The organism is Streptomyces sp. NPDC055254, assembly GCF_053606025.1.
On sequence record NZ_JBSGQV010000008.1, the window covers coordinates 132218 to 154133 of the forward strand.

The following is a 21916-nucleotide window of genomic DNA, read 5'->3' on the forward strand; positions in this document are numbered from 1 at the left end:
CGGAAAGAGGGAGCGCGGGCCGCTCGGGGCCGGTAGGGGCTACGCCTTGCGGAGGCGGAACGTCAGGGCCAGGGACTCGTCCGTGAACGGCTCGCCGTACGCCCCGTCCACCTCGCCGGAGGCCGACGCGGACACGGCGAAGTCGGTCGCGAGGACCTCGTCCGCGATCAGCGACGCGTGGTCGGTCAGGGCCGCCACGACCTCCGGCTCGTCGGAGGACCACCGCAGTGCGATCCGGTCCGCGACGTCCAGGCCCGAGTTCTTGCGGGCCTCCTGGATCAGGCGGATCGCGTCACGCGCCAGGCCCGCCAGCCGCAGCTCCGGGGTGATCTCCAGGTCCAGGGCGACCGTCGCACCGGAGTCCGAGGCCACCGACCAGCCCTCGCGCGGGGTCTCCGTGATGATGACCTCCTCCGGGGAGAGGGACACGGACTCGCCGTTCACCTCGACCTCGGCGGCGCCGGCGCGCAGGGCCAGGGACAGGGCCGCCGCGTCGGCCGCGGCCACCGCCTTCGCCACGTCCTGCACGCCCTTGCCGAAGCGCTTGCCCAGGGCCCGGAAGTTCGCCTTCGCCGTGGTGTCCACCAGGGACCCCCCGACCTCGGAGAGGGAGGCGAGGGAGGAGACGTTCAGCTCCTCGGTGATCTGCGCCTGGAGCTCCGGGGAGAGCGCGTCGAAGCCCACCGCGCCGACCAGCGCGCGCGACAGCGGCTGGCGGGTCTTGACTCCCGACTCGGCGCGCGTGGCCCGGCCCAGCTCCACCAGGCGGCGGACCAGCTGCATCTGCTGCGAGAGGGCGGGGTCGATCGCCGAGGGGTCCGCGACCGGCCAGGCCGACAGGTGGACCGACTCGGGGGCGTCCGGGGTGACCGGGACGATCATGTCCTGCCAGACCCGCTCCGTGATGAAGGGGGTCAGCGGCGCCATCAGCCGGGTGACCGTCTCCACCACGTCGTGCAGGGTGCGCAGCGCGGCGGCGTCGCCCTGCCAGAAGCGGCGGCGCGAGCGGCGGACGTACCAGTTGGACAGGTCGTCCACGAACGCGGACAGCAGCTTGCCGGCGCGCTGGGTGTCGTACGCCTCCATTGCCTCGGTGACCTCCGTGACGAGGGCGTGCAGCTCGGAGAGCAGCCACCTGTCGAGGACGGTCCGGTCGGCCGGGGCCGGATCCGAGGCGGACGGCGCCCAGTTCGCGGTACGGGCGTACAGCGCCTGGAAGGCGACCGTGTTCCAGTAGGTCAGCAGAGTCTTGCGCACGACCTCCTGGATCGTGCCGTGGCCGACGCGGCGGGCCGCCCACGGGGAGCCGCCGGCCGCCATGAACCAGCGGACCGCGTCCGCGCCGTGCTGGTCCATCAGCGGGATCGGCTGGAGGATGTTGCCCAGGTGCTTGGACATCTTGCGGCCGTCCTCGGCGAGGATGTGGCCCAGGCAGACCACGTTCTCGTACGAGGACTTGTCGAAGACCAGCGTCCCGACCGCCATCAGCGTGTAGAACCAGCCGCGGGTCTGGTCGATCGCCTCCGAGATGAACTGCGCCGGGTAGCGCTTCTCGAAGATCTCCTTGTTCTTGTACGGGTAGCCCCACTGCGCGAACGGCATCGAACCCGAGTCGTACCAGGCGTCGATGACCTCGGGCACGCGGACGGCGGTCAGGGTGCAGCCCTCGTGCGTGCAGGGGAAGGTGACCTCGTCGATGTACGGGCGGTGCGGGTCCAGCGCACTGTGGTCGCGGCCCGACAGCTCGCTCAGCTCGGCGCGCGAGCCGACGCAGGTGAGGTGGTTCTCCTCGCAGCGCCAGATCGGCAGCGGGGTGCCCCAGTAGCGGTTGCGGGACAGCGCCCAGTCGATGTTGTTGTTCAACCAGTCGCCGAAGCGGCCCTGCTTGACCGAGTCCGGGAACCAGTTGGTCTTCTCGTTCTCCCGCAGCATCGCGTCCTTGACGGCGGTGGTGCGGATGTACCAGGACGGCTGCGCGTAGTACAGCAGCGCGGTGTGGCAGCGCCAGCAGTGCGGGTAGCTGTGCTCGTAGGCGATGTGCTTGAACAGCAGGCCGCGCGCGTCGAGGTCGGCGGTCAGCTTCTCGTCGGCCTTCTTGAAGAAGACGCCGCCGACCAGCGGGACCTCCTCCTCGAAGGTGCCGTCGGGGCGGACCGGGTTCACGACGGGCAGACCGTACGCGCGGCAGACCGCGAGGTCGTCGGCGCCGAAGGCGGGCGACTGGTGGACGAGACCGGTGCCGTCCTCGGTTGTGACGTACTCGGCGTTCACGACGTAGTGGGCCGGCTGCGGGCTTCCCGCGCCGGGTCCCTCGCCGACGCTCGGGAACTCGACGAGCTCGAAGGGGCGCTGGTAGGTCCAGCGCTCCATCTCCTTGCCCGTGAAGGACTCGCCGGTGGCCTCCCAGCCCTCGCCCAGGGACTTCTCCAGCAGCGGCCGGGCGACGACCAGCTTCTCCTCGCCGTTGGTCGCCACCACGTACGTGACGTCCGGGTGCGCGGCGACGGCGGTGTTGGAGACCAGGGTCCACGGGGTGGTCGTCCAGACGAGCAGGGCGGCCTGCCCGGCCAGCGGACCGGAGGTCAGCGGGAAGCGGACGTACACGGACGGGTCCACGACCGTCTCGTAGCCCTGCGCCAGCTCGTGGTCGGAGAGGCCGGTGCCGCAGCGCGGACACCAGGGGGCCACGCGGTGGTCCTGGGTGAGCAGGCCCTTGTTGAAGATCTCCTTCAGCGACCACCACACGGACTCGACGTACTCGGGGTCCATCGTCCGGTACGCGTCGTCCAGGTCGACCCAGTAGCCCATCCGGGTCGTGAGGTCGGCGAACGCGTCCGTGTGGCGGGTCACGGACTCGCGGCACTTGGCGTTGAACTCGGCGATGCCGTAGGCCTCGATGTCCTGCTTGCCGTTGAAACCGAGCTCCTTCTCGACGGCGAGCTCGACGGGCAGGCCGTGGCAGTCCCAGCCGGCCTTGCGGGCCACGTGGTAGCCGCGCATGGTGCGGAAGCGGGGGAAGACGTCCTTGAAGACGCGGGCCTCGATGTGGTGCGCGCCGGGCATGCCGTTCGCGGTGGGCGGGCCCTCGTAGAAGACCCACTCGGGGCGGCCCTCGGACTGCTCCAGGGTCTTGGCGAAGGTCTTGCTCTCGCGCCAGAAGTCGAGGACTGCGTGCTCAAGGGCGGGCAGGTCGACCTGGGCGGGTACCGGGCGGTACTGCGGCGGTGTGGTCATGAGGCTGAACTCTTCCTCCGGCGGGATGTCACTTCCGTCGGAGGGACGAGAGCCGTCCTGTGGATCAGGGACGTGCTGCTCCCGCGGTACCACCCTCCTTGGCCTCCGGACGGGTCCGGTGGCCCCCTCATTGGGGTGCGAAGCCGGTTCTACTCGCGTGTACGGACCCGGGCGGGATCCGTGCGCGCTTTCTTCCGGCGGCTCCGGGGTGATCCTTCACGTCGCGCTCGCCCCCGGGCTCTCACCGTCCCCGGGTCGCTCCTGGCTGCGTCCGACGCTACTCGTCCCCATCCATGCCTCTCGCTGGGCCCAGTGTACGGGCCCGGGGGCCGCCCGGCAGACCGGATTACGGGGGGCCGTGGCGGGACCGCCGGCCCGGCGTGGCGGGGGCGCGGGAACGGCCCGGCGGGGGCCCCCGCCGGGACCCGAACGGTCTCGCGTGCCGGGACGGGTTCGGGTGGGGCGCGTGGGGCGGATTACGGGGCTTCCCGCTGGGCACAACGGATGCAGGTCCGCCTCTTCGGATGCGCGTCCCGTTGCCGCGGGGTCGGAGTCGATTTATCGTTCCGGCACGATTCGCGAGCAATGATCACAGTTTGTGAAGGGGCCGCGACCATGGTGGCGAAGAAGACCGCCGGGAGTACTGCGAGGAAGGCCGTCGGACGGGCCACCGGGAAGGCGGCGGCGGCGGACGAGGACGCGGCTCCGGCCGGGAAGGCGACCACCGCCGGCAGGGCGAGCGCCGTGAAGACGACGACCGCCGCCGAGAAGACGACGGCCGTCAGGAAGACGGCCGCCGTGAAGAAGGCGACCACCGTCGTGAAGACGACGACCGCGAGGAAGGCGACGGCCGAACCGGCCGCCGCCGAGGGGGCGGCGCAGGCCGCGAAGAAGACGGGAGTGCGGAAAGTGGTTGCCAAGAAGAGCACGGGTGCGACGAGGAAGACGGTGGCCGCCACCAGCGGGCTGCCCAAGACGCGCGCCGCGGCGGCCTCCGCGCCCGGCGAGCTCGCCGTCCGGCCCGGGGAGGACCCCTGGACCCCGGAGGAGGTCGAGGAGGCCCGTACGGAGCTGGCGGCCGAGGTGGTGCGGCTGCGCGACGAGCTGGACGCCTCCGAGGCGGCGATCTCGGGCCTGATGCGGGACTCCGGCGACGGCGCGGGCGACGACCAGGCCGACACGGGCACCAAGAACATCACCCGGGAGTCCGAGCTGGCCCTCGCCGCGAACGCCAGCTCGATGCTGGAGCAGACCGAGCGGGCCCTGGAACGGCTGGAGGCGGGCACCTACGGGCTCTGCGAGAACTGCGGGCAGCCCATCGGCAAGGCCAGGATGCAGGCCTTCCCCCGGGCGACGCTGTGCGTGGACTGCAAGCAGAAGCAGGAGCGGCGGCACTAGGGGGAGCCCGGCGGCGAGGCGCGCGCGGCGGGCTCCGGCGGGCGGTGAGGTACCGCACAGGCGCGTACGCGTGCCCTGACGTACTCTCGTGTCTCGTCAGGGTCCAGGAGCCTGGCACGTCTGTGGTCGGCAACCGGGTACGAGCTAGTTCGAGGGACTCACGTGGCAGAGGCGGAGCGCATCATCGGTACGCCGGAGGTCGGGGACGACGCCCAGCCGGAGTCCGCCGAGCCCAAGGGGCATCGGCGGATCGTCGCGCTGCTCGTCGTGGCGATGCTCGCCTACGTGCTCGACCTCGGTACCAAGATGCTGGTCGTGGCGAAACTGGAGCACCAGCCGCCGATCGAGATCATCGGTGACCTGCTGCGGTTCGAGGCGGTCCGCAACCCGGGTGCCGCGTTCGGTTTCGGCGAGGCGTTCACGATCATCTTCACCTGTATCGCGGCCACCGTGATCGTGGTGATCGTCCGGCTGGCCCGCAAGCTCTACAGCCTGCCCTGGGCGATCGCGCTCGGCCTGCTGCTGGGCGGTGCGCTGGGCAACCTGACCGACCGGATCTTCCGTTCGCCGGGGGTGTTCAGGGGCGCCGTCGTCGACTTCATCGCGCCGGCCCATTTCGCCGTCTTCAACCTCGCCGACTCGGCGATCGTGTGCGGCGGCATCCTGATCGTGCTGCTGTCCTTCAAGGGCCTGGACCCGGACGGCACCGTCCACAAGGACTGATCGCCGGGACGAGCGCGGGACCGGCCGTCTGCCGAGTCCTGCATACTCGACGGGTGAGTACGATTCCCGAGATCCGCACCCTGCCCGTTCCCGATGGCCTTGAGGGCGAGCGCGTCGACGCCGCCATCGCCCGTATGTTCGGGTTTTCCCGGACGAAGGCGGCCGAACTCGCGGCCGCGGGGAAGGTGTCGGTCGACGGCAGCATCGTCGGGAAGTCCGAGCGGGTGCACGGCGGCGCCTGGCTCGAAGTCGAGATGCCCGCGCCGCCGCGGCCGGTCGAGCTCGTGGCCGAGCCCGTTCCCGGCATGGAGATCGTCCACGACGACGACGACATCGTCGTCATCATGAAGCCGGTGGGCGTCGCCGCCCACCCGAGCCCCGGTTGGACCGGCACCACCGTCATCGGCGGCCTCGCCGCGGCCGGCTACCGCATCTCCACCTCCGGCGCCGCCGAGCGCCAGGGCATCGTGCACCGCCTCGACGTCGGCACCTCCGGCCTGATGGCCGTCGCCAAGTCCGAGCGCGCGTACACCTCCCTCAAGAACCAGTTCCGCGAGCGGGTCGTGGACAAGCGCTACCACGCGCTGGTGCAGGGCCACCCGGACCCGATGAGCGGCACCATCGACGCGCCGATCGGCCGCCACCCCAGCGCCGACTACAAGTGGGCCGTGACCCAGGAGGGCAAGCCCTCGGTCACCCACTACGACCTGATCGAGGCCTTCCGCGCGGCCTCGCTGCTGGACATCAAGCTGGAGACGGGGCGTACCCACCAGATCCGCGTGCACATGTCCGCGCACCGGCACCCCTGTGTCGGCGACCTGACCTACGGCGCCGACCCGACCGTCGCGAAGCGGCTGGGGCTGACCCGCCAGTGGCTGCACGCCGTGCGGCTGGGCTTCGAGCACCCGTCGGACGGGCAGTGGGTCGAGTTCGAGAGCACCTACCCGGCCGACCTGCAACACGCGCTGGACGTGATCCGGGCGGAGAGCGAGTGACCCCGGCGCCGGTCGAGATCCGGGTCGCCGCCTCCGAGGACGACCTGCGGGCCTGCTTCGCGGTGCGGACCGAGGTGTTCGTCGTCGAGCAGTCCGTGCCGGAATCGATCGAGTACGACGCGTACGACGCGGACGCGGTGCACGTGCTGGCCGTGGGGCCGGACGGGGCGCCGCTGGGTACGGGACGGCTGCTGCACGGGACCGCCGCGCTCGGCAAGACCGGCTCCCGGGGGGTCGGCTCGCTGGGCCGGCTGGCCGTCGCCAAGTCCGCGCGCGGACTGGGCGTGGGCGTGGCGCTGGTCCGCGCGATCGAGGCGGAGGCGGCCCGGTTGGGCCTGACGGCCGTCGACCTCGGCGCGCAGACGCATGCGCTCGGCTTCTACGAGCGGCTGGGGTACGTGGCGTACGGCCCGGAGTTCGAGGACGCGGGCATCGCGCACCGCTCCATGCGCCGCCCCCTCCCGAGCCCGCCGAACTGACCCGGGGGTCCGACACGGGGCGGCCGGGTTCCACCCGGCACAGCCGGGCGCGGCGGACTGGCAGGGTGGGGGAGTGGATCAGCTTGCTCTCCTGTTCGTGCTGCTGCTCGGGGCCGTGGTCAGCGTCCCGTTCGGAGACCGCCTCGGACTGCCCGCGCCCGTACTGATGACCGTCGCCGGCGTCGCCCTCGCGCTGGTGCCCGCTGTGCCCGATGTCGACGTCCCGCCCGAGTACATCCTGCCGCTGGTGCTGCCGCCGCTGCTGTACGCCTCGGTGCAGCGCACCTCCTGGCGGCAGTTCGCCGCCAACGTACGGCCGATCCTGCTGCTGGCCGTGGCCCTGGTGTTCGTCACCACCGCCGCCGTCGCGGCCGTCGCGCACGCGGTGGTGCCCGGGCTGCCGATCGCCGCCGCCGTCGCGCTCGGCGCGCTCGTCGCCCCGCCCGACCCGGTCGCCGCCACCGCGGTCGCCGGATCGCTCGGCCTGCCCCGGCGCATGGTGTCGATCCTGGAGGGCGAGGGGCTCTTCAACGACGTCACGGCCATCGTGCTCTACCACGTCGCCGTCGCCGCGGCCGTCAGCGGGAGCTTCTCCTGGCCCGCCGCGCTCGGGGAGTTCGTGCTGTCCGCCGTCGTCGCCGTGGCCGTCGGGCTGGCCCTGGGCTGGCTCGCCCACCGGCTCATGGGGCGGCTCGGCGACGCCACCCTGCAGATCGGGCTGACGCTCCTGGTGCCCTTCGTGTCGTACGTGATGGCCGAGGAACTCCAGGGGTCGGGGGTGCTGGCCGTGCTGACGACGGCCCTGTTCCTCTCCGAGTACGCGTCCGACGCGGACGACGTGCTGGGCCGGCTCGCCGGGCACACCTTCTGGGAGGTCGTCGACATGCTGGTGACCGGAGTGGCGTTCGGCCTCATCGGGCTGGAGCTGCACAACGTGTTCGGCACGGCGAAGGGCCGCGACTGGGAGCTGGCCGGTGCGGCGGCGGCCGTGATCGTGGTGGTCGTCGGCGTACGGCTGGCGTGGCTGCTGCCGGCCGGTTGGCTCGCGAAGAAGCTGCACCGGCGGCGCGACTACGACGAGGAGATCCCGCTGAGCTGGCGGGAGAGCGTGGTGATGTGGTGGGCCGGGATGCGGGGCGTGGCCTCGGTCGCCCTGGCGCTCGCCCTCCCCTTCCGGACGGACAGCGGCGAGGCCTTCCCCGCGCGCGACGAGATCGTCTTCGTCGCCTTCTCCGTGATCATGGCGACCCTGGTGCTCCAGGGGCTCACGCTGCCGTGGCTCGTGCGGCGGCTGGGGGTGGAGGCCGACCCCGGCGCGGAGAGGGAGACCGAGCGGAAGCTGGCGATCCGCGCGGCCAAGGCGGCGAAGCGCAGGCTCAAGGAGATCCAGGAGGTGGAGGAACTGCCGGAGGACCTGGTGGAGACGCTCTACCGGCGTGCGTACGACGTGGGGGCGCGGATCAGCCCCGACATGGTGGACGAGGAGCGTCGCGAGGCGTACGCGAAGCGGGTCGAGCGCATCCGTGACATCCAGCGGATCCAGCGGGAGATGATGTCGGCGGCTCGCCACGAGGTACTGGCCGCACGCAGCGAGCCCGGCTCCGATCCGGAGATCGTGGACCGGGTGCTGCGGCACTTGGACGTGCGCAGCCTGCGCAGCCCGTAGGGCGCGTCCGAGCTCGTCGCCGGGGGCGCGGCGGGCGGGGGCGCGGTGTTCCGGCTGACGTTCGCGGGCGACGGCTGAACGCCCCCCGGACCCCGCCGCCGCGCGGGTCGGCGGGGCCGAGGGGGCCTTTCACACGTTGGCGGGGCTGGAGGGGGCGGGGCTGGATGCGGCGGGATCGGATGCGGAGCAGTCGGAGCGGGGGGCCGGAAGGGCCGGGGAGGTGGTGATGCGGGGGAGGGCGTAGGGGTGGTGGGCGACGAGCCAGGCGATCAGGCGTTCGCGGACCGCGCAGCGGACCGTCCAGACGTCGTCCGCGTCCTTCGCCGTGACCACCGCGCGGACCTGGACCGTGTGCGCAGTGGTGTCCGTCACCGCCAGGTCGGCGCCGCGGCCGTCCCATTCCGGTATGTCCTTGAGGACCCGGTGGAGCTGCTCGCGCATCAGGTCCACCGGCGCGCTGTGGTCCAGGTGCCAGAAGACCGTCCCGGTCATCTGCGCACCGCCGCGCGACCAGTTCTCGTACGGCTTGCTCGTGAAGTACGAGACCGGCATCGTGATCCGGCGTTCGTCCCAGGTGCGGACCGTGAGGAAGGTCAGGGTGATCTCCTCCACCGTGCCCCACTCCTTGTCGACGACGACCGTGTCGCCTATGCGGACGGTGTCGCCGAAGGCGATCTGGAGCCCGGCGAAGAGGTTGGACAGCGAGGACTGGGCCGCGATGCCGGCCACGATGCCCAGCACACCGGCGGAGGCGAGCATCGAGGCACCGACCGTGCGCATCGGCGGGAAGGTCAGCAGCATCGCGGCCAGAGCGACGATCACCACCACCGTCGTCACCACCCGCTGGATCAGGGTCACCTGGGTGCGGACGCGGCGGACCCGGGCGGCGTCCTGGGCGCCTGCGGCGTAGCGCGCGTACGTGGAGTCGACGATCGCCGTCACGAACCCCACCAGCAGCCAGGCCGCCCCGGCGATCAGGACGAGGGTCAGGGCCCGCCCCACCCCCACCGCGTGGTCGGGCAGGACGCGGGCCTGCCGGTAGGAGCCTCTGAGCAGGCCCGCGCAGAGCACGAGCTGGAAGGGCAGGCGGCAGCGGCGTACCAGTCCCCACAGGGGGGTCTCGGGGTGCCGGGCGTCGATCCGGCACAGCAGCAGGTCGAGCAGCCACCCGATGAGCAGGGTGACGGCCAGGCAGGCGCCGACGACCACGACGGGGCGCAGGACGTTCTCCATATCCATGGGTATGAACGTAACCGGATGCCGTCCCGGGAAACTGGCACGATGGAAGGCATGAACATCATGCTCTTCCATTCGACGTACGGGCTGCGGCCCGCGGTGCACGCGGCGGCCGACCGGCTGCGCGCGGCCGGTCACCAGGTCCAGGTGCCGGACCTCTTCGAGGGGCGCACCTTCGCCACCGTCGAGGAGGGCATGGCCCACCGGGACGGGATCGGCCGTGACGAGCTGCTCAAGCGCGCGGTGCTGGCCTCCGCGCCCCACTCCGACCAGGGTCTGGTCTACGCGGGCTTCTCCTTCGGCGGCTCCCTGGCCCAGCACCTGGCGCTGGCCGACGCGAAGGCGCGCGGGCTGCTGCTCCTGCACGGGACGGCCGATTTGGAGGACACCGCGGCGGTGGACGAGCTGCCGGTGCAGCTGCACATCGCGGACCCGGACCCCTTCGAGCCGCACGACTGGCTGACCGCCTGGTACTTGCGGATGCAGCGGGCCGGGGCGGACGTGGAGGTGCACAGCTACCCGGGCGCCGGCCACCTGTTCACCGATCCGGGACTGGAGGACTACGACGCCGAGGCGGCCGAGCAGGCCTGGAAGACCGCGATCGGCTTCCTCGACGGCCTGTAGGCGCGAGAACGCCCGCGGCCGGGGCGCCGCGGGTCGCCGACGCGTCGGCGCGGGGCACGGTCCGGCGCTCTCCGGACCGTACCCCGCGCCTGCTCATGGCGGGGGAGCCGTGGTTCAGCCCGCCCGGTAGGCGGTCCAGTTGCTCGTCATCCGGGCCACCTGACCCGCGGTGAACTGGTACATGCAGGTGTCGTACGTGTAGTCCATGAAGTTGCGGATCGGGTCCGCGCCCGGCTTGCTCGCGCAGCTGTCGCGGCCGGTCGGGCACTCGTACGCGGCGCTCTTCTCGGCCGGCGTGTCGGAGACGTAGTCGCCGTTGCCGTTGCAGCCGCCCTGGAAGGTGTGGTAGAGGCCGAGCCAGTGGCCGACCTCGTGGGTCGCGGTGTCGCCCTCGTTGTAGTTGGCCGAGGAGCCGCCGGGCAGCGAGCTGTCGAGCACGACCACGCCGTCCATCGCGGGGTTGGAGGCGTAGGAGGTCGGGAAGGTCGCCCAGCCGAGCAGGCCGCCGGAGAGCTTGGCGGTGTAGAAGTTCAGCGCGCCCGGGCCGCCCTTGCGCAGGGTGTTCTTCATGTTCGTCTCGGCCTGGGAGCCGGAGGCCAGGTTGTACCAGGAGGCGTTGTCCGTGTAGTCCGTCGAGGCGAGGGTGAACTGGAAGTTGGAGTTCACGTTGCCGGTGCCCTGGCCGCCGTAGGCCGCGTTCAGGACCGCCAGCTGCTTGCCGATGTCGGTGGACGTCAGCTTTCCGGCGGTGCCGGAGTGGATGACGTGGAAGTACACGGGGATGTTCGTGACGGCCTCGGCGGCGCGCAGGCTGCGCTGCGGCTGGTTCTTGAGGGCCTTGTCCAGCTTCGCCTTGAGATCGGCGTCCATGGCCTTCGCCTGGGCGTCGGTGACCTCGTTGGGCTCGGCCGCGTGCTCGTCGTGGGGGCGGGCGACGCGGGCGTTCGCGGCGGCCGTGGCCGTGCCTTCCTCGACGCACACCTCGGCGGGGGTCTTGGCGGCGGCGAGGGTGGCGGGGGCGGCGAGCGGGGTGAAGGCGAGAGTTCCGGCCAGGACCGCCGTACCCATCAGGCGGCGGCGGAGAAGGGGGGATATGCGGGCATAGGCGCGCACGGGTGCTCCTCGCGGTGGGGGGTTGTGGCCGAAGGATCTCTCCGGCTGGCGCGAAGCTTATGTGTGCATGACATATTCAGGTCAAGATCTCTACGTAAAAGATTTGTTGCTTCTGATGCCGAAGGGGCGCCTGGTCTGAACCAGACGCCCCTTGAAACAGTAGATTTGACGGTTTGTCAGCGAACCGGCTGGTTGGCCCGCTCCACCTTCTGGGTCCCGTTCAGGGTCCGGTACGAGCGCGCCCACGCCGCCGTGGCGTCCTGCCGGGCCTTGTCGGAGACGACGTAGTAGTCCATCTGCGAACGCTCGGCGGTCACGTCCAGGACGCCGTACCCGTGGGCGTCCATGTCCAGCCACTTCACGTGCCAGTTGGCGCTCTTGACGGCCGTCTCGGCGACCAGCGAGGCCGTGTCGGCGGGTACGTGCAGGATGTCGTCGAGGTTGTCCGAGCTCACCGAGGTCACCACGAACTCGGTGGCCGCCGTGCCCGATCCCGGGTACGTCGCCATGTTCACCGGGACCTCGTTCGCCCAGGCCATGTGGATGTCCCCGGTGAGGAACACCGTGTTCTTGATGCCCCGGTCCTTCAGGTGGCCCAGCAGTTCCTTGCGGTCGTCCGTGTACCCGTCCCACTGGTCCACGTTGACCGCGATGCCGCCCTCGGGCAGGCCGAGCAGCTTGGCCAGCGGCTTCATCAGGTGCGCGGGCAGCGAGCCGAAGGCCACCGGCGAGATCATCACCGAGGTGCCGACCAGCTTCCAGGTCGCGTTCGAGCCGGCCAGCCCGGACTTGAGCCAGTCCAGTTGGGCCCGCCCGGTGAGCGTGCGCTCGGGGTCGTCGACCGAGCCGCTGCCGGCCTTGACCTGCTGCGAGCGGAAGGAGCGCAGGTCGAGCAGGTGCAGGTCGGCGAGGGTGCCGAAGCGCAGCCGCCGGTAGACGGTGCCCGCGATGGAGGCGCGTACGGGCATCCACTCGAAGTACGCCTGCTTGGCGGCGGCCGCGCGGGCCGCCCAGTCGCCCTCTGACGCGGGGGTGTGGTTGTCGGCGCCGCCGGACCAGGTGTCGTCGGCGAACTCGTGGTCGTCCCAGATGGCGATGACCGGGTGGGCCGCGTGCAGCGCCTGGAGGTCGGCGTCGGTCTTGTACGTGCCGTGCCGGGTGCGGTAGTCCGCCAGCGAGACGATCTCGTGCGCCGGCTCGTGCCGGCGCACGGTGTACTTGGCCTCCGGGTAACCTCCCGTCTGGTACTCGTAGATGTAGTCGCCCAGGTGCAGGACCGCGTCCAGGTCGGTACGGGCGGCCAGGTGGCGGTAGGCGGAGAAGTAGCCGGACTCCCAGTTGGCGCAGGAGACCACGCCGAACCGGACGCCGGGGGTGGCGGCCTCGTGCGCCGGGGTGGTCCGGGTGCGGCCGACGGGGGAGACGGTGGCGCCGGCGGTGAACCGGTACCAGTAGGGCGTCTGCGGGCTCAGGCCGCGGACGTCCACCTTGACCGTGTGGTCGGTGGCGGCGCTCGCCGTGACGGCGCCGGTGGCGACGATCCGGGAGAAGGCCTTGTCCCCGGCCACCTCCCAGGTCACCTGGAGGGCGGGTCCGGCCCCGGAGCCCGGCAGGGCGTCGGCGGTCGGGGTGACGCGGGTCCACAGCAGGACTCCGTCGGGCAGCGGGTCGCCGGAGGCGACGCCGTGCAGGAAGGCGGGCGCGGCGGTTGCCGCGTGGGCCGCCGGGGCGCCCAGCGCGGTGAGCGGGGCCAGTGCGGCCGTGGCCGCCGCGGCGAGGACGACCGTACGGCGACGGGGAGTCGCCTGGGTCGAAGAGGAGGAGAGATGACTGGTCACGGATGATCATATTACTGGCGGGTATGGTCACCCGAACAGTCGTCGGAACACAACGGGCGGGCGAACTCTGGGAGTTCGCCCGCCCGTTGACGCGCCGTGTCCGGAAATCAGCTCCCGGATTGGCCGGGGATCAGCCCTTGAGGGCCTTGTCCACGGCCTCGGTGAACGCCTGCGGCGTCGCCGGGGTCTCGATCTTCTTGCCGTCCAGCTTCAGGGTCGGAGTACCCGTCACCCCGGACTTGTTGAAGGCCTTCGACATCTCCAGCGCCCACCGGTCGTAGGTGCCGTCCTCGACCGCCTTCTTGAACTCGGCGTTGCCCTTGAGCGCCGGGACCGTGTCCGCGACCTTCAGCAGGTAGTCGTCCTTCGCGAAGCTGTCGACGGTCTCCTCGGGGTGCAGCTCCTTGGAGTACAGGGCGGCCTTGAAGTCGAGGAAGGCGTCCGGACCGACGTTCAGCGCCGCGCCCAGGGCGCTCAGCGCGTTCTTCGAGCCCTCGCCCTTGACGGCGTTGTCGATGAAGGTGGCACCGAAGTACTGGAGCTTGAACTTGCCGGCGTCGACGTCCTTCTTGATCTGCTCGCCGACCGCCTGCTCGAAGGAGGCGCAGGCCGGGCAGCGCGAGTCCTCGTAGAGCTCCAGGGTCTTGGACGCCTCGGCCTTGCCGATCACGACCGTGGTGCCGTTCTCGCCCTCGGTGTTCTTCGGCTTGACCAGCTCGGCCGTGGCGGCCTTGTCCCACTGGTCGGGCTGGTTGGCCTGCACGACCAGGTAGCCGACGCCGCCGGCCAAGGCCAGGACGCCGACGACCGCGGCCGCCACCAGCACCTGGCGGCGCGCGCGGGCCTTCTTGGCCTGCGCCTCGCGCTCGGCGCGCAGCCGCTCGCGGGCCGCTGCCTTGTTGGCCTGGCTGTTGCGTGAACTCATGTCGATCTCCGTGGAAGGTGAGCGGAAGGAAAGGGGATGCCGTACGTGCCTCAGGCGCGCGCGAGCGCGCCGTGCACGGGCGGTCCCCGCCGTCCCACGGAGTGTGCGGGGAATCGGGTACGGGCCCCCGCGCCCGGAACGCGCGGCCGCAGCGGCCGGCGCGCGGGCCCCGGAGCCGGGGCGGTCGAGGCCGCCGCCAGCCGCAGCGGCCGGAACGCGAAGCCGGCCACCGCGCGCAGCAGCCGGCCCAGGGCCCGCTCGCCGTGGCGCAGCCACCCCGCCGCCAGCAGCCCGACCGAGACGTGCGCGGCCAGCAGCAGCCAGGGCGTCCAGGCACCGGGCGCCGCCAGCAGCGCGGCCGGATCGGGGGCCGGTCCGGCCACCTCGGCGAGCGGCCCGCCGACCGGAGTGCCGCCGCACAGCGCGTCCAGGCCGATCGCGCGCAGCGGCCCCGAGACGGGGCCGCCCGCGGGTCCGTAGCACAGGTGCTGACCGGCGGTGAAGACCGTGTCCGCCGCCAGTTCCAGCGGCACCAGCAGCCCCGCGATGGGGCCGAAGCCCCGCTCGCGGCCCGCCAGCGCGTAGGCGATCACGAACACGCCGGCGAAGGCCCCGGCGATCATCGCGGGCGGCAGCGGCACCCGGGACATCAGGACGTGCGAGCCGGCCGAGAGCAGCACGACGAGCGCGCTGAACAGCGCCGCCCGCAGCCCCCGGAGCCGTACCCCTGATATGTCCATCGCCGCGAGTCTGCCACGACTGGCTGTGGACGCGGGCTACCGGGTCAGGCGGCCGTTGCGGAACAGGTCCACGAAGATCTGGTGGTCCGCCCGGGCCCGGGCCCCGTACGCGTGCGCGAAGTCCACCAGGAGCTCGGCGAAGCCCTTCTCGTCGGCGGCGATCGCCGCGTCGATGGCCCGCTCGGTGGAGAAGGGGACCAGCGTCTGCCCGCTCTCGTCGGCGTCGGCGGCCCCGTGCATCGTCGCCGTCGCCCGGCCCAGGTCCGCGACGACCGCCGCGATCTCCTCCGGGTCGTCCAGGTCGGACCAGTCCAGGTCCACGGCGTACGGGGAGACCTCCGCCACCAGCTGCCCCGCCCCGTCCAGCTCGGTCCAGCCCAGCCAGGGGTCGGCGTGGGCCTGGAGCGCGCGCTGGGAGATCACCGTGCGGTGCCCCTCGTGGTGGAAGTACTCCCGCACGGCCCGGTCCGTCACGTGCCGGGAGACCGCCGGGGTCTGCGCCTGCTTGAGGTAGATCACGACATCGTTCTCCAGGGCGTCGCTGTGCCCCTCCAGCAGGATGTTGTACGAGGGAAGGCCCGCCGAGCCGATCCCGACGCCCCGGCGGCCCACCACGTCCTTGACCCGGTAGGAGTCCGGCCGCACCAGCGACTCGTCGGGCAGGGTCTCCAGGTATCCGTCGAAGGCGGCCAGCACCTTGTAGCGGGTGGCGGCGTCGAGCTCGACGGTGCCCGCGCCGGGCGAGAAGCGGCGCTCGAAGTCCCGTATCTCCGTCATCGAGTCCAGCAGGGCGAAGCGGGTGCGGGCGCGGGCCGAGCGCAGCGCCGCCAGCAGCGGGCCCTCGGCGGTGTCCAGGGTGAAGGAGGGCACGTCCTCGTACCTGGCCCCGGCGGCCAGGCGGTGGATCCGCTCGCGGTAGGCGTCCGCGTAGATCCGGACCAGCTCGCTTATCTGGTCGTCGCTGAGCGCCTTGGTGTAGCCGATCAGGGCGACGGAGGCGGCGAAGCGCTTGAGGTCCCAGGTGAAGGGGCCGACGTAGGCCTCGTCGAAGTCGTTCACATTGAAGATCAGCCGGCCGTGGGAGTCCATGTACGTGCCGAAGTTCTCGGCGTGCAGATCGCCGTGGATCCACACCCGGCCCGTCCGCTCGTCCAGGTACGGGCCGCCGTGCCGCTCCCGCTCCAGGTCCGCGTAGAAGAGGCAGGCGGTGCCCCGGTAGAAGGCGAAGGCGGAGGCCGCCATCTTCCGGAACTTGACCTGGAACGCGGCGGGGTCGGCGGCGAGGAGCTCGCCGAACGCGATGTCGAACACGTCGAGTATCTGCTCTGCGCGCTGCTCGTCGGTCGTCTCGGGAACCGCCATGGCGGGTGCCTCCTGGTGGTGCGGGGGTGCGGGGTGGGTCGGCTTTTCGATCGTGCGGGGCCGGACGGTGTCCTTGGTCGTGCAACGCATGACCGTACCCGTGGGTGCCCGTGATCTGTCACCCGCTCGACGTAGACTTCGAGGCCGCCCCCCTCTCTCCCCGCCGGAGGTCTGCCACCGTGACCAAGCCGCCGTTCACGCACCTGCACGTCCACACCCAGTACTCGCTGCTGGACGGTGCCGCGCGGCTGAAGGACATGTTCAACGCGTGCAACGAGATGGGCATGACGCACATCGCCATGTCCGACCACGGCAACCTGCACGGGGCCTACGACTTCTTCCACACCGCACAGAAGGCCGGGATCACGCCGATCATCGGCATCGAGGCCTACGTCGCCCCCGAGTCCCGGCGCAACAAGCGGCGCATCCAGTGGGGCCAGCCCCACCAGAAGCGCGACGACGTCTCCGGTTCCGGCGGCTACACCCACAAGACGATCTGGGCGGCGAACGCCACCGGCCTGCACAACCTCTTCCGGCTGTCCTCCGACGCCTACGCCGAGGGCTGGCTCACCAAGTGGCCGCGCATGGACAAGGAGACCATCAGCAAGTGGTCGGAGGGCCTGATCGCCTCCACCGGCTGCCCCTCCGGCGAGCTCCAGACCCGGCTGCGCCTCGGCCAGTTCGACGAGGCCCTCAAGGCCGCCTCCGAGTACCAGGACATCTTCGGCAAGGAGCGATACTTCCTGGAGCTGATGGACCACGGCATCGAGATCGAGCGCCGGGTCCGCGACGGGCTGCTGGAGATCGGCAAGAAGCTCGGCATCCCGCCGCTGGTGACGAACGACTCGCACTACACGTACGCGAGCGAGGCCGGCGCCCACGACGCCCTGCTGTGCATCCAGACCGGCAAGAACCTCTCCGACCCGGACCGCTTCCGCTTCGACGGCACCGGCTACTACCTGAAGTCCACGGACGAGATGTACGCCATCGACTCCTCGGACGCCTGGCAGGAGGGCTGCGCCAACACGAAGCTGGTCGCGGAGCAGATCGAGACCGAGGGCATGTTCCAGTTCCGGAACCTGATGCCGAAGTTCGACATCCCGGACGGCCACACCGAGGTCAGCTGGTTCCGCGAGGAGACCATGCGCGGCATGCACCGCCGCTACCCCGGGGGCATCCCGGAGGACCGGATGAAGCAGGCCGAGTACGAGATGGACACGATCATCTCGATGGGCTTCCCGGGCTACTTCCTCGTGGTCGCCGACTTCATCATGTGGGCCAAGAACCAGGGCATCGCGGTGGGCCCGGGCCGAGGCTCCGCGGCCGGCTCGATCGTGGCGTACGCCATGGGCATCACCGACCTCGACCCGATCACCCACGGCCTGATCTTCGAGCGCTTCCTGAACCCCGAGCGCGTCTCCATGCCCGACGTCGACATCGACTTCGACGAGCGCAGGCGCGTCGAGGTGATCCGATACGTCACAGAGAAGTACGGCCAGGACAAGGTGGCCATGATCGGCACCTACGGCACCATCAAGGCCAAGAACGCGATCAAGGACTCGGCGCGCGTCCTGGGCTACCCCTACGCCATGGGCGACCGCCTCACCAAGGCCATGCCCGCCGACGTCCTCGGCAAGGGCATCCCGCTCTCCGGCATCCTCGACCCCACGCACCCCCGCTACAGCGAGGCCGGCGAGATCCGCTCGATGTACGAGAACGAGCCGGACGTCAAGAAGGTCATCGACACCGCGCGCGGCGTGGAGGGCCTGGTCCGCCAGATGGGCGTGCACGCGGCCGGCGTGATCATGTCCAGCGAGACGATCACCGACCACGTGCCGGTCTGGGTCCGGCACACGGACCAGGTCACCATCACCCAGTGGGACTACCCGAGCTGCGAGTCGCTCGGCCTGCTGAAGATGGACTTCCTCGGCCTGCGCAACCTGACGATCATGGACGACGCCGTCAAGATGGTGAAGGCCAACAAGGGGATCGACATCGATCTCCTGGCCCTGCCGCTCGACGACCCCAAGACCTTCGAACTGCTCGGCCGGGGCGACACCCTCGGCGTCTTCCAGTTCGACGGCGGCCCCATGCGGTCCCTGCTGCGGCTGATGAAGCCCGACAACTTCGAGGACATCTCCGCCGTCTCGGCCCTGTACCGGCCGGGCCCGATGGGCATGAACTCGCACACGAACTACGCCCTGCGCAAGAACAAGCAGCAGGAGATCACCCCGATCCACCCGGAGCTGGAGGGGCCCCTCGAAGAGGTGCTCGCGGTCACCTACGGCCTGATCGTCTACCAGGAGCAGGTCCAGAAGGCCGCCCAGATCATCGCCGGGTACTCGCTCGGCGAGGCCGACATCCTGCGCCGCGTGATGGGCAAGAAGAAGCCCGAGGAGCTGGCGAAGAACTTCGTCATCTTCGAGGAGGGCGCCAAGAAGAAGGGCTTCAGCGACCAGGCGATCAAGGCCCTGTGGGACGTCCTGGTCCCCTTCGCCGGCTACGCCTTCAACAAGGCGCACTCGGCCGCGTACGGCCTGGTCTCCTACTGGACCGCCTACCTCAAGGCGAACTTCCCGGCCGAGTACATGGCCGGCCTGCTCACCTCGGTCAAGGACGACAAGGACAAGTCCGCGATCTACCTGAACGAGTGCCGCCGGATGGGCATCAAGGTCCTCCCGCCGAACGTGAACGAGTCGGAGCCGAACTTCGCCGCCCAGGGCGACGACGTGATCCTCTTCGGCCTCACCGCCGTGCGCAACGTCGGCCAGAACGTCGTGGAATCGATCATCAAGACCCGGAAGGCCAAGGGGAAGTACTCCTCCTTCCCCGACTTCCTGGACAAGGTCGAGGCGGTCGTCTGCAACAAGCGGACCGTCGAGTCGCTGATCAAGGCCGGCGCCTTCGACGAGATGGGCCACACCCGCAAGGGACTGGTCGCGCACCACGAGCCGATGATCGACAACGTGGTCGCGGTCAAGCGCAAGGAGGCCGAGGGGCAGTTCGACCTCTTCGGCGGCATGGGCGACGAGAGCGCGAGCGACGAGCCCGGCTTCGGCCTCGACGTGGAGTTCTCCGACGTCGAGTGGGAGAAGTCGTACCTGCTGGCGCAGGAGCGCGAGATGCTCGGCCTCTACGTCTCCGACCACCCGCTCTTCGGCCTGGAGCACGTCCTGTCCGACAAGACGGACGCCGGGATCTCCCAGCTCACCGGCGGCGAGCACGCCGACGGCGCCGTCGTCACCATCGGCGGCATCATCTCCGGCCTCCAGCGCAAGATGACCAAGCAGGGCAACGCCTGGGCCATCGCCACCGTCGAGGACCTGGCCGGATCCATCGAGTGCATGTTCTTTCCCGCGACCTACCAGCTCGTCTCCACCCAGTTGGTCGAGGACACCGTCGTCTTCGTCAAGGGCCGCCTCGACAAGCGCGAGGACGTCCCCCGCCTGGTCGCGATGGAGATGATGGTCCCCGACCTCTCCTCGGCAGGCACCAACGCCCCGGTGGTCCTCACCATCCCCACCGTCAAGGTCACCCCGCCGATGGTGACCCGGTTGGGGGAGATCCTGCGCCACCACCGGGGCAACACCGAGGTGCGAATCAAGCTCCAGGGACCCCGCACCACCACCGTGCTGCGCCTCGACAAGCACCGGGTGCAGCCCGACCCGGCGCTCTTCGGTGACCTCAAGGTGCTGCTCGGACCCGCCTGCCTGGCCGGCTGACACCGCTCCCGCCGCCCGAACGGAAGGGACCGCCCGGTACGCCCGGGCGGTCCCTTCCGTTCGTTCCACCGCGATCGCGGGGCGTCAGTTGTGGCCGAACTTCTTTTCCTTGCGCTTGTGGGCCATGTCCATCGGACTCGGCGCCTGCGAGGTCTGTTCGAACGAGGACTCCGAGGAGCTGCGCGAGGTGTCCTGCGCGGACGAGCCCTGCTGCTTCGAGGGCTGCTTCTGGTTCTTGTTCTTGGCCATGGTGGAGCCTCCGTGAGGGTCTAGGGGCCAGGACCGCCTTCACACTCACACAACGCCAGAAACCGCGCATTTTGGATCATTACCGCGCGTAGTCGACGGCGTCTTCCCGCCCTCCGTGAGATCCGCCACGCCGATGATCGAGTTCCGGACCTCAACACCCGTGCGGTCGGGCAGACTCGGGGAACATCCCATGGACCCCCACGGAAGAGGGTGGAACGCGTGGACCGCTGCGTCGTCCTGGTGGACGCCGGCTACCTGCTGGGCGCCGCCGCGAGCCTTCTCGCAGGGGAGCCCTCGCGCTCCCGCATCACCGTCGACCACGCCGCCCTCATCCAGAATCTGCGCGAGCGGGCGGAGGCGGACACCGAACAGCCCCTGCTGCGCATCTACTGGTTCGACGGCGCACCCGACCGGGTCCCGCAGCCCGAACACCGGCGGCTGCGCGTCATGCCCCGCGTCACCGTCCGGCTCGGCGCCCTGACCCGCAGCGACGGCCGCTGGGCGCAGAAGGGCGTCGACGCCGCCATGCACGCCGAGCTCACCGAGCTGGCCCGCAACCGCGCCTGCTCCGACGTGGTCCTGGTGACCGGCGACGGCGACCTCCTGCCCGGACTGATGTCCGCCAAGGAACACGGGGTCGCCGTCCACCTGTGGGCCGTACAGGCCGCCGACGGGGACTACAACCAGTCCGAGGACCTCGTCGCGGAGGCCGACGAACGCCGCGTCCTGGACCGGACCTGGATCACCCGCGCCGTCCGCGCCAAGGACCTCACCGGACTCTGCTCCCCGCCGCCCGCGCCGCGCCCCGACATCGCCGCCATCCTCTCCGCCCCCCTGCCCGAGGCGGCGCTCGCCGAGGCCGCCCGCAACGGCTCCGCCGCCGGGGAGGACGACCGGGAACATCCCCCCGTACCCGCGCCGCCCGCCGGCGCGGGCCGGGCCGTACCCACGCCCAAGGACCTCGCCGGCTCCCTGCGCGCCCCCGGGCACCAGCCCCCGCCGCCGGGCGCGCAGGGAGCCGCCGGCCAGCCCCCGGCCGGCAGCGCCCTGCGCTGGTCCTCCGACAAGGGCTGGATCGACCGCGCCGGACCGCTCGGCGAACCCGCGGAGACCGCCTCACTGCCCACCCTCGCCCAGCTCACCTCCGCCGAGCAGCGCTGGGCGGACCGGGAGGAGGACATCACCACCGTCGGCGGGGACCCGTTCGAGGTGGGACAGGTGTTCGCCCGGCGCTGGATGGAGCGGCTCCCCGAGACCACGCACCTGCAGAAGCTCGCCACGATGTACCCCCGCATCCCGCACCGGATCGACGGCGAGCTGCTGCGCTACGCCGCCCGCTTCGGGCTGCTCGCGCACAAGGACGACCAGATCGACGAGCACGACCGGTACGCCATCCGGGCCGGTTTCTGGCGCGAGATCGACGTCCGCGCCGCCGCCGAGCACGTGGGCGCCGTACCGGCCCCGGCGCCGGGAACCCCCGCCGGGCACCCGGCCGACCCCGGCGACCCCGGGGGCCGGGTGGGGGCGGGAACCCCGTAGGCTGCTCCCTCGTGAGTACGGGCACAGCACAGGCGGGACCGCCGCGAGGGCAGCACACCGCGGCAACGACCGC

16 protein-coding genes are annotated in these 21916 nt (G+C 71.1%); 8 read left to right on the forward strand and 8 right to left on the reverse strand.

Features of this window, described 5'->3' with window-relative positions; translation table 11 throughout:
• Positions 1 to 39: 39 nt before the first annotated feature.
• Positions 40 to 3234: an isoleucine--tRNA ligase gene (gene ileS / locus ACWFQ8_RS11485; protein WP_453785968.1), complete on the reverse strand. Its 3195-nt coding sequence runs from the start codon at positions 3232 to 3234 to the stop codon at positions 40 to 42.
• A 615-nt stretch (positions 3235 to 3849) separates the two neighbouring features.
• Here ileS and ACWFQ8_RS11490 point away from each other — a divergent pair.
• From ACWFQ8_RS11490 to ACWFQ8_RS11510, 5 genes are all read left to right on the forward strand, one after another.
• On the forward strand, positions 3850 to 4632 hold the full coding sequence (locus tag ACWFQ8_RS11490) for a TraR/DksA family transcriptional regulator (protein WP_453785969.1): 783 nt from the start codon (positions 3850 to 3852) through the stop codon (positions 4630 to 4632).
• Positions 4633 to 4794: 162 nt separating this feature from the next.
• Entirely contained in the window at positions 4795 to 5355 is a 561-nt protein-coding gene (gene lspA / locus ACWFQ8_RS11495; RefSeq protein WP_453785970.1) for a signal peptidase II, read from the forward strand.
• A 53-nt stretch (positions 5356 to 5408) separates the two neighbouring features.
• Positions 5409 to 6350, forward strand: a complete 942-nt coding sequence (locus ACWFQ8_RS11500; protein ID WP_453785971.1) for an RluA family pseudouridine synthase — start codon at positions 5409 to 5411, stop codon at positions 6348 to 6350.
• Positions 6347 to 6829, forward strand: a complete 483-nt coding sequence (locus ACWFQ8_RS11505; RefSeq protein ID WP_453785972.1) for a GNAT family N-acetyltransferase — start codon at positions 6347 to 6349, stop codon at positions 6827 to 6829. Before ACWFQ8_RS11500 ends, ACWFQ8_RS11505 begins: the two co-directional genes overlap by 4 nt.
• 73 nt (positions 6830 to 6902) lie before the next feature.
• A complete protein-coding gene (locus ACWFQ8_RS11510; RefSeq protein ID WP_453785973.1) occupies positions 6903 to 8495 on the forward strand; it encodes a Na+/H+ antiporter in 1593 nt (530 codons plus the stop codon).
• Between the two features lie 129 nt (positions 8496 to 8624).
• On the opposite strand, the gene ACWFQ8_RS11515 is transcribed toward ACWFQ8_RS11510, so the two are convergent.
• Positions 8625 to 9728: a mechanosensitive ion channel family protein gene (locus tag ACWFQ8_RS11515; RefSeq protein ID WP_453786050.1), complete on the reverse strand. Its 1104-nt coding sequence runs from the start codon at positions 9726 to 9728 to the stop codon at positions 8625 to 8627.
• A 57-nt stretch (positions 9729 to 9785) separates the two neighbouring features.
• Here ACWFQ8_RS11515 and ACWFQ8_RS11520 point away from each other — a divergent pair, with 57 nt between their 5' ends.
• Positions 9786 to 10355 carry a dienelactone hydrolase family protein gene (locus ACWFQ8_RS11520; RefSeq protein ID WP_453785974.1) on the forward strand — a complete coding sequence of 190 codons (570 nt, stop codon included), beginning with the start codon at positions 9786 to 9788 and terminating at the stop codon, positions 10353 to 10355.
• Positions 10356 to 10469: 114 nt separating this feature from the next.
• Here the strand turns inward: ACWFQ8_RS11520 and ACWFQ8_RS11525 are convergent, their stop codons facing one another.
• From ACWFQ8_RS11525 to ACWFQ8_RS11545, 5 genes are all read right to left on the reverse strand, one after another.
• On the reverse strand, positions 10470 to 11423 hold the full coding sequence (locus tag ACWFQ8_RS11525; RefSeq protein ID WP_453786051.1) for a zinc metalloprotease: 954 nt from the start codon (positions 11421 to 11423) through the stop codon (positions 10470 to 10472).
• A gap of 221 nt (positions 11424 to 11644) precedes the next feature.
• Positions 11645 to 13306 (reverse strand): alkaline phosphatase D family protein, encoded by a 1662-nt coding sequence (locus ACWFQ8_RS11530; protein ID WP_453785975.1) that lies wholly within the window; start codon positions 13304 to 13306, stop codon positions 11645 to 11647.
• A 130-nt stretch (positions 13307 to 13436) separates the two neighbouring features.
• A complete protein-coding gene (locus tag ACWFQ8_RS11535) occupies positions 13437 to 14231 on the reverse strand; it encodes a thioredoxin domain-containing protein (protein ID WP_453785976.1) in 795 nt (264 codons plus the stop codon).
• 50 nt (positions 14232 to 14281) lie between these two features.
• A complete protein-coding gene (locus ACWFQ8_RS11540; protein ID WP_453785977.1) occupies positions 14282 to 14971 on the reverse strand; it encodes a hypothetical protein in 690 nt (229 codons plus the stop codon).
• Positions 14972 to 15007: 36 nt separating this feature from the next.
• Positions 15008 to 16333, reverse strand: coding sequence for a DUF2252 domain-containing protein (locus ACWFQ8_RS11545; RefSeq protein ID WP_453786052.1), 1326 nt, complete (start codon positions 16331 to 16333; stop codon positions 15008 to 15010).
• 179 nt (positions 16334 to 16512) lie between these two features.
• Here ACWFQ8_RS11545 and dnaE point away from each other — a divergent pair, with 179 nt between their 5' ends.
• A complete protein-coding gene (gene dnaE, locus ACWFQ8_RS11550; protein ID WP_453785978.1) occupies positions 16513 to 20055 on the forward strand; it encodes a DNA polymerase III subunit alpha in 3543 nt (1180 codons plus the stop codon).
• Between the two features lie 84 nt (positions 20056 to 20139).
• Here the strand turns inward: dnaE and ACWFQ8_RS11555 are convergent, their stop codons facing one another.
• Positions 20140 to 20304 carry a hypothetical protein gene (locus ACWFQ8_RS11555; RefSeq protein WP_453785979.1) on the reverse strand — a complete coding sequence of 55 codons (165 nt, stop codon included), beginning with the start codon at positions 20302 to 20304 and terminating at the stop codon, positions 20140 to 20142.
• A gap of 210 nt (positions 20305 to 20514) precedes the next feature.
• Between ACWFQ8_RS11555 and ACWFQ8_RS11560 the strand changes: the two genes are divergently transcribed.
• Positions 20515 to 21843: an NYN domain-containing protein gene (locus tag ACWFQ8_RS11560; RefSeq protein WP_453785980.1), complete on the forward strand. Its 1329-nt coding sequence runs from the start codon at positions 20515 to 20517 to the stop codon at positions 21841 to 21843.
• The last annotated feature ends 73 nt before the right edge of the window (positions 21844 to 21916 follow it).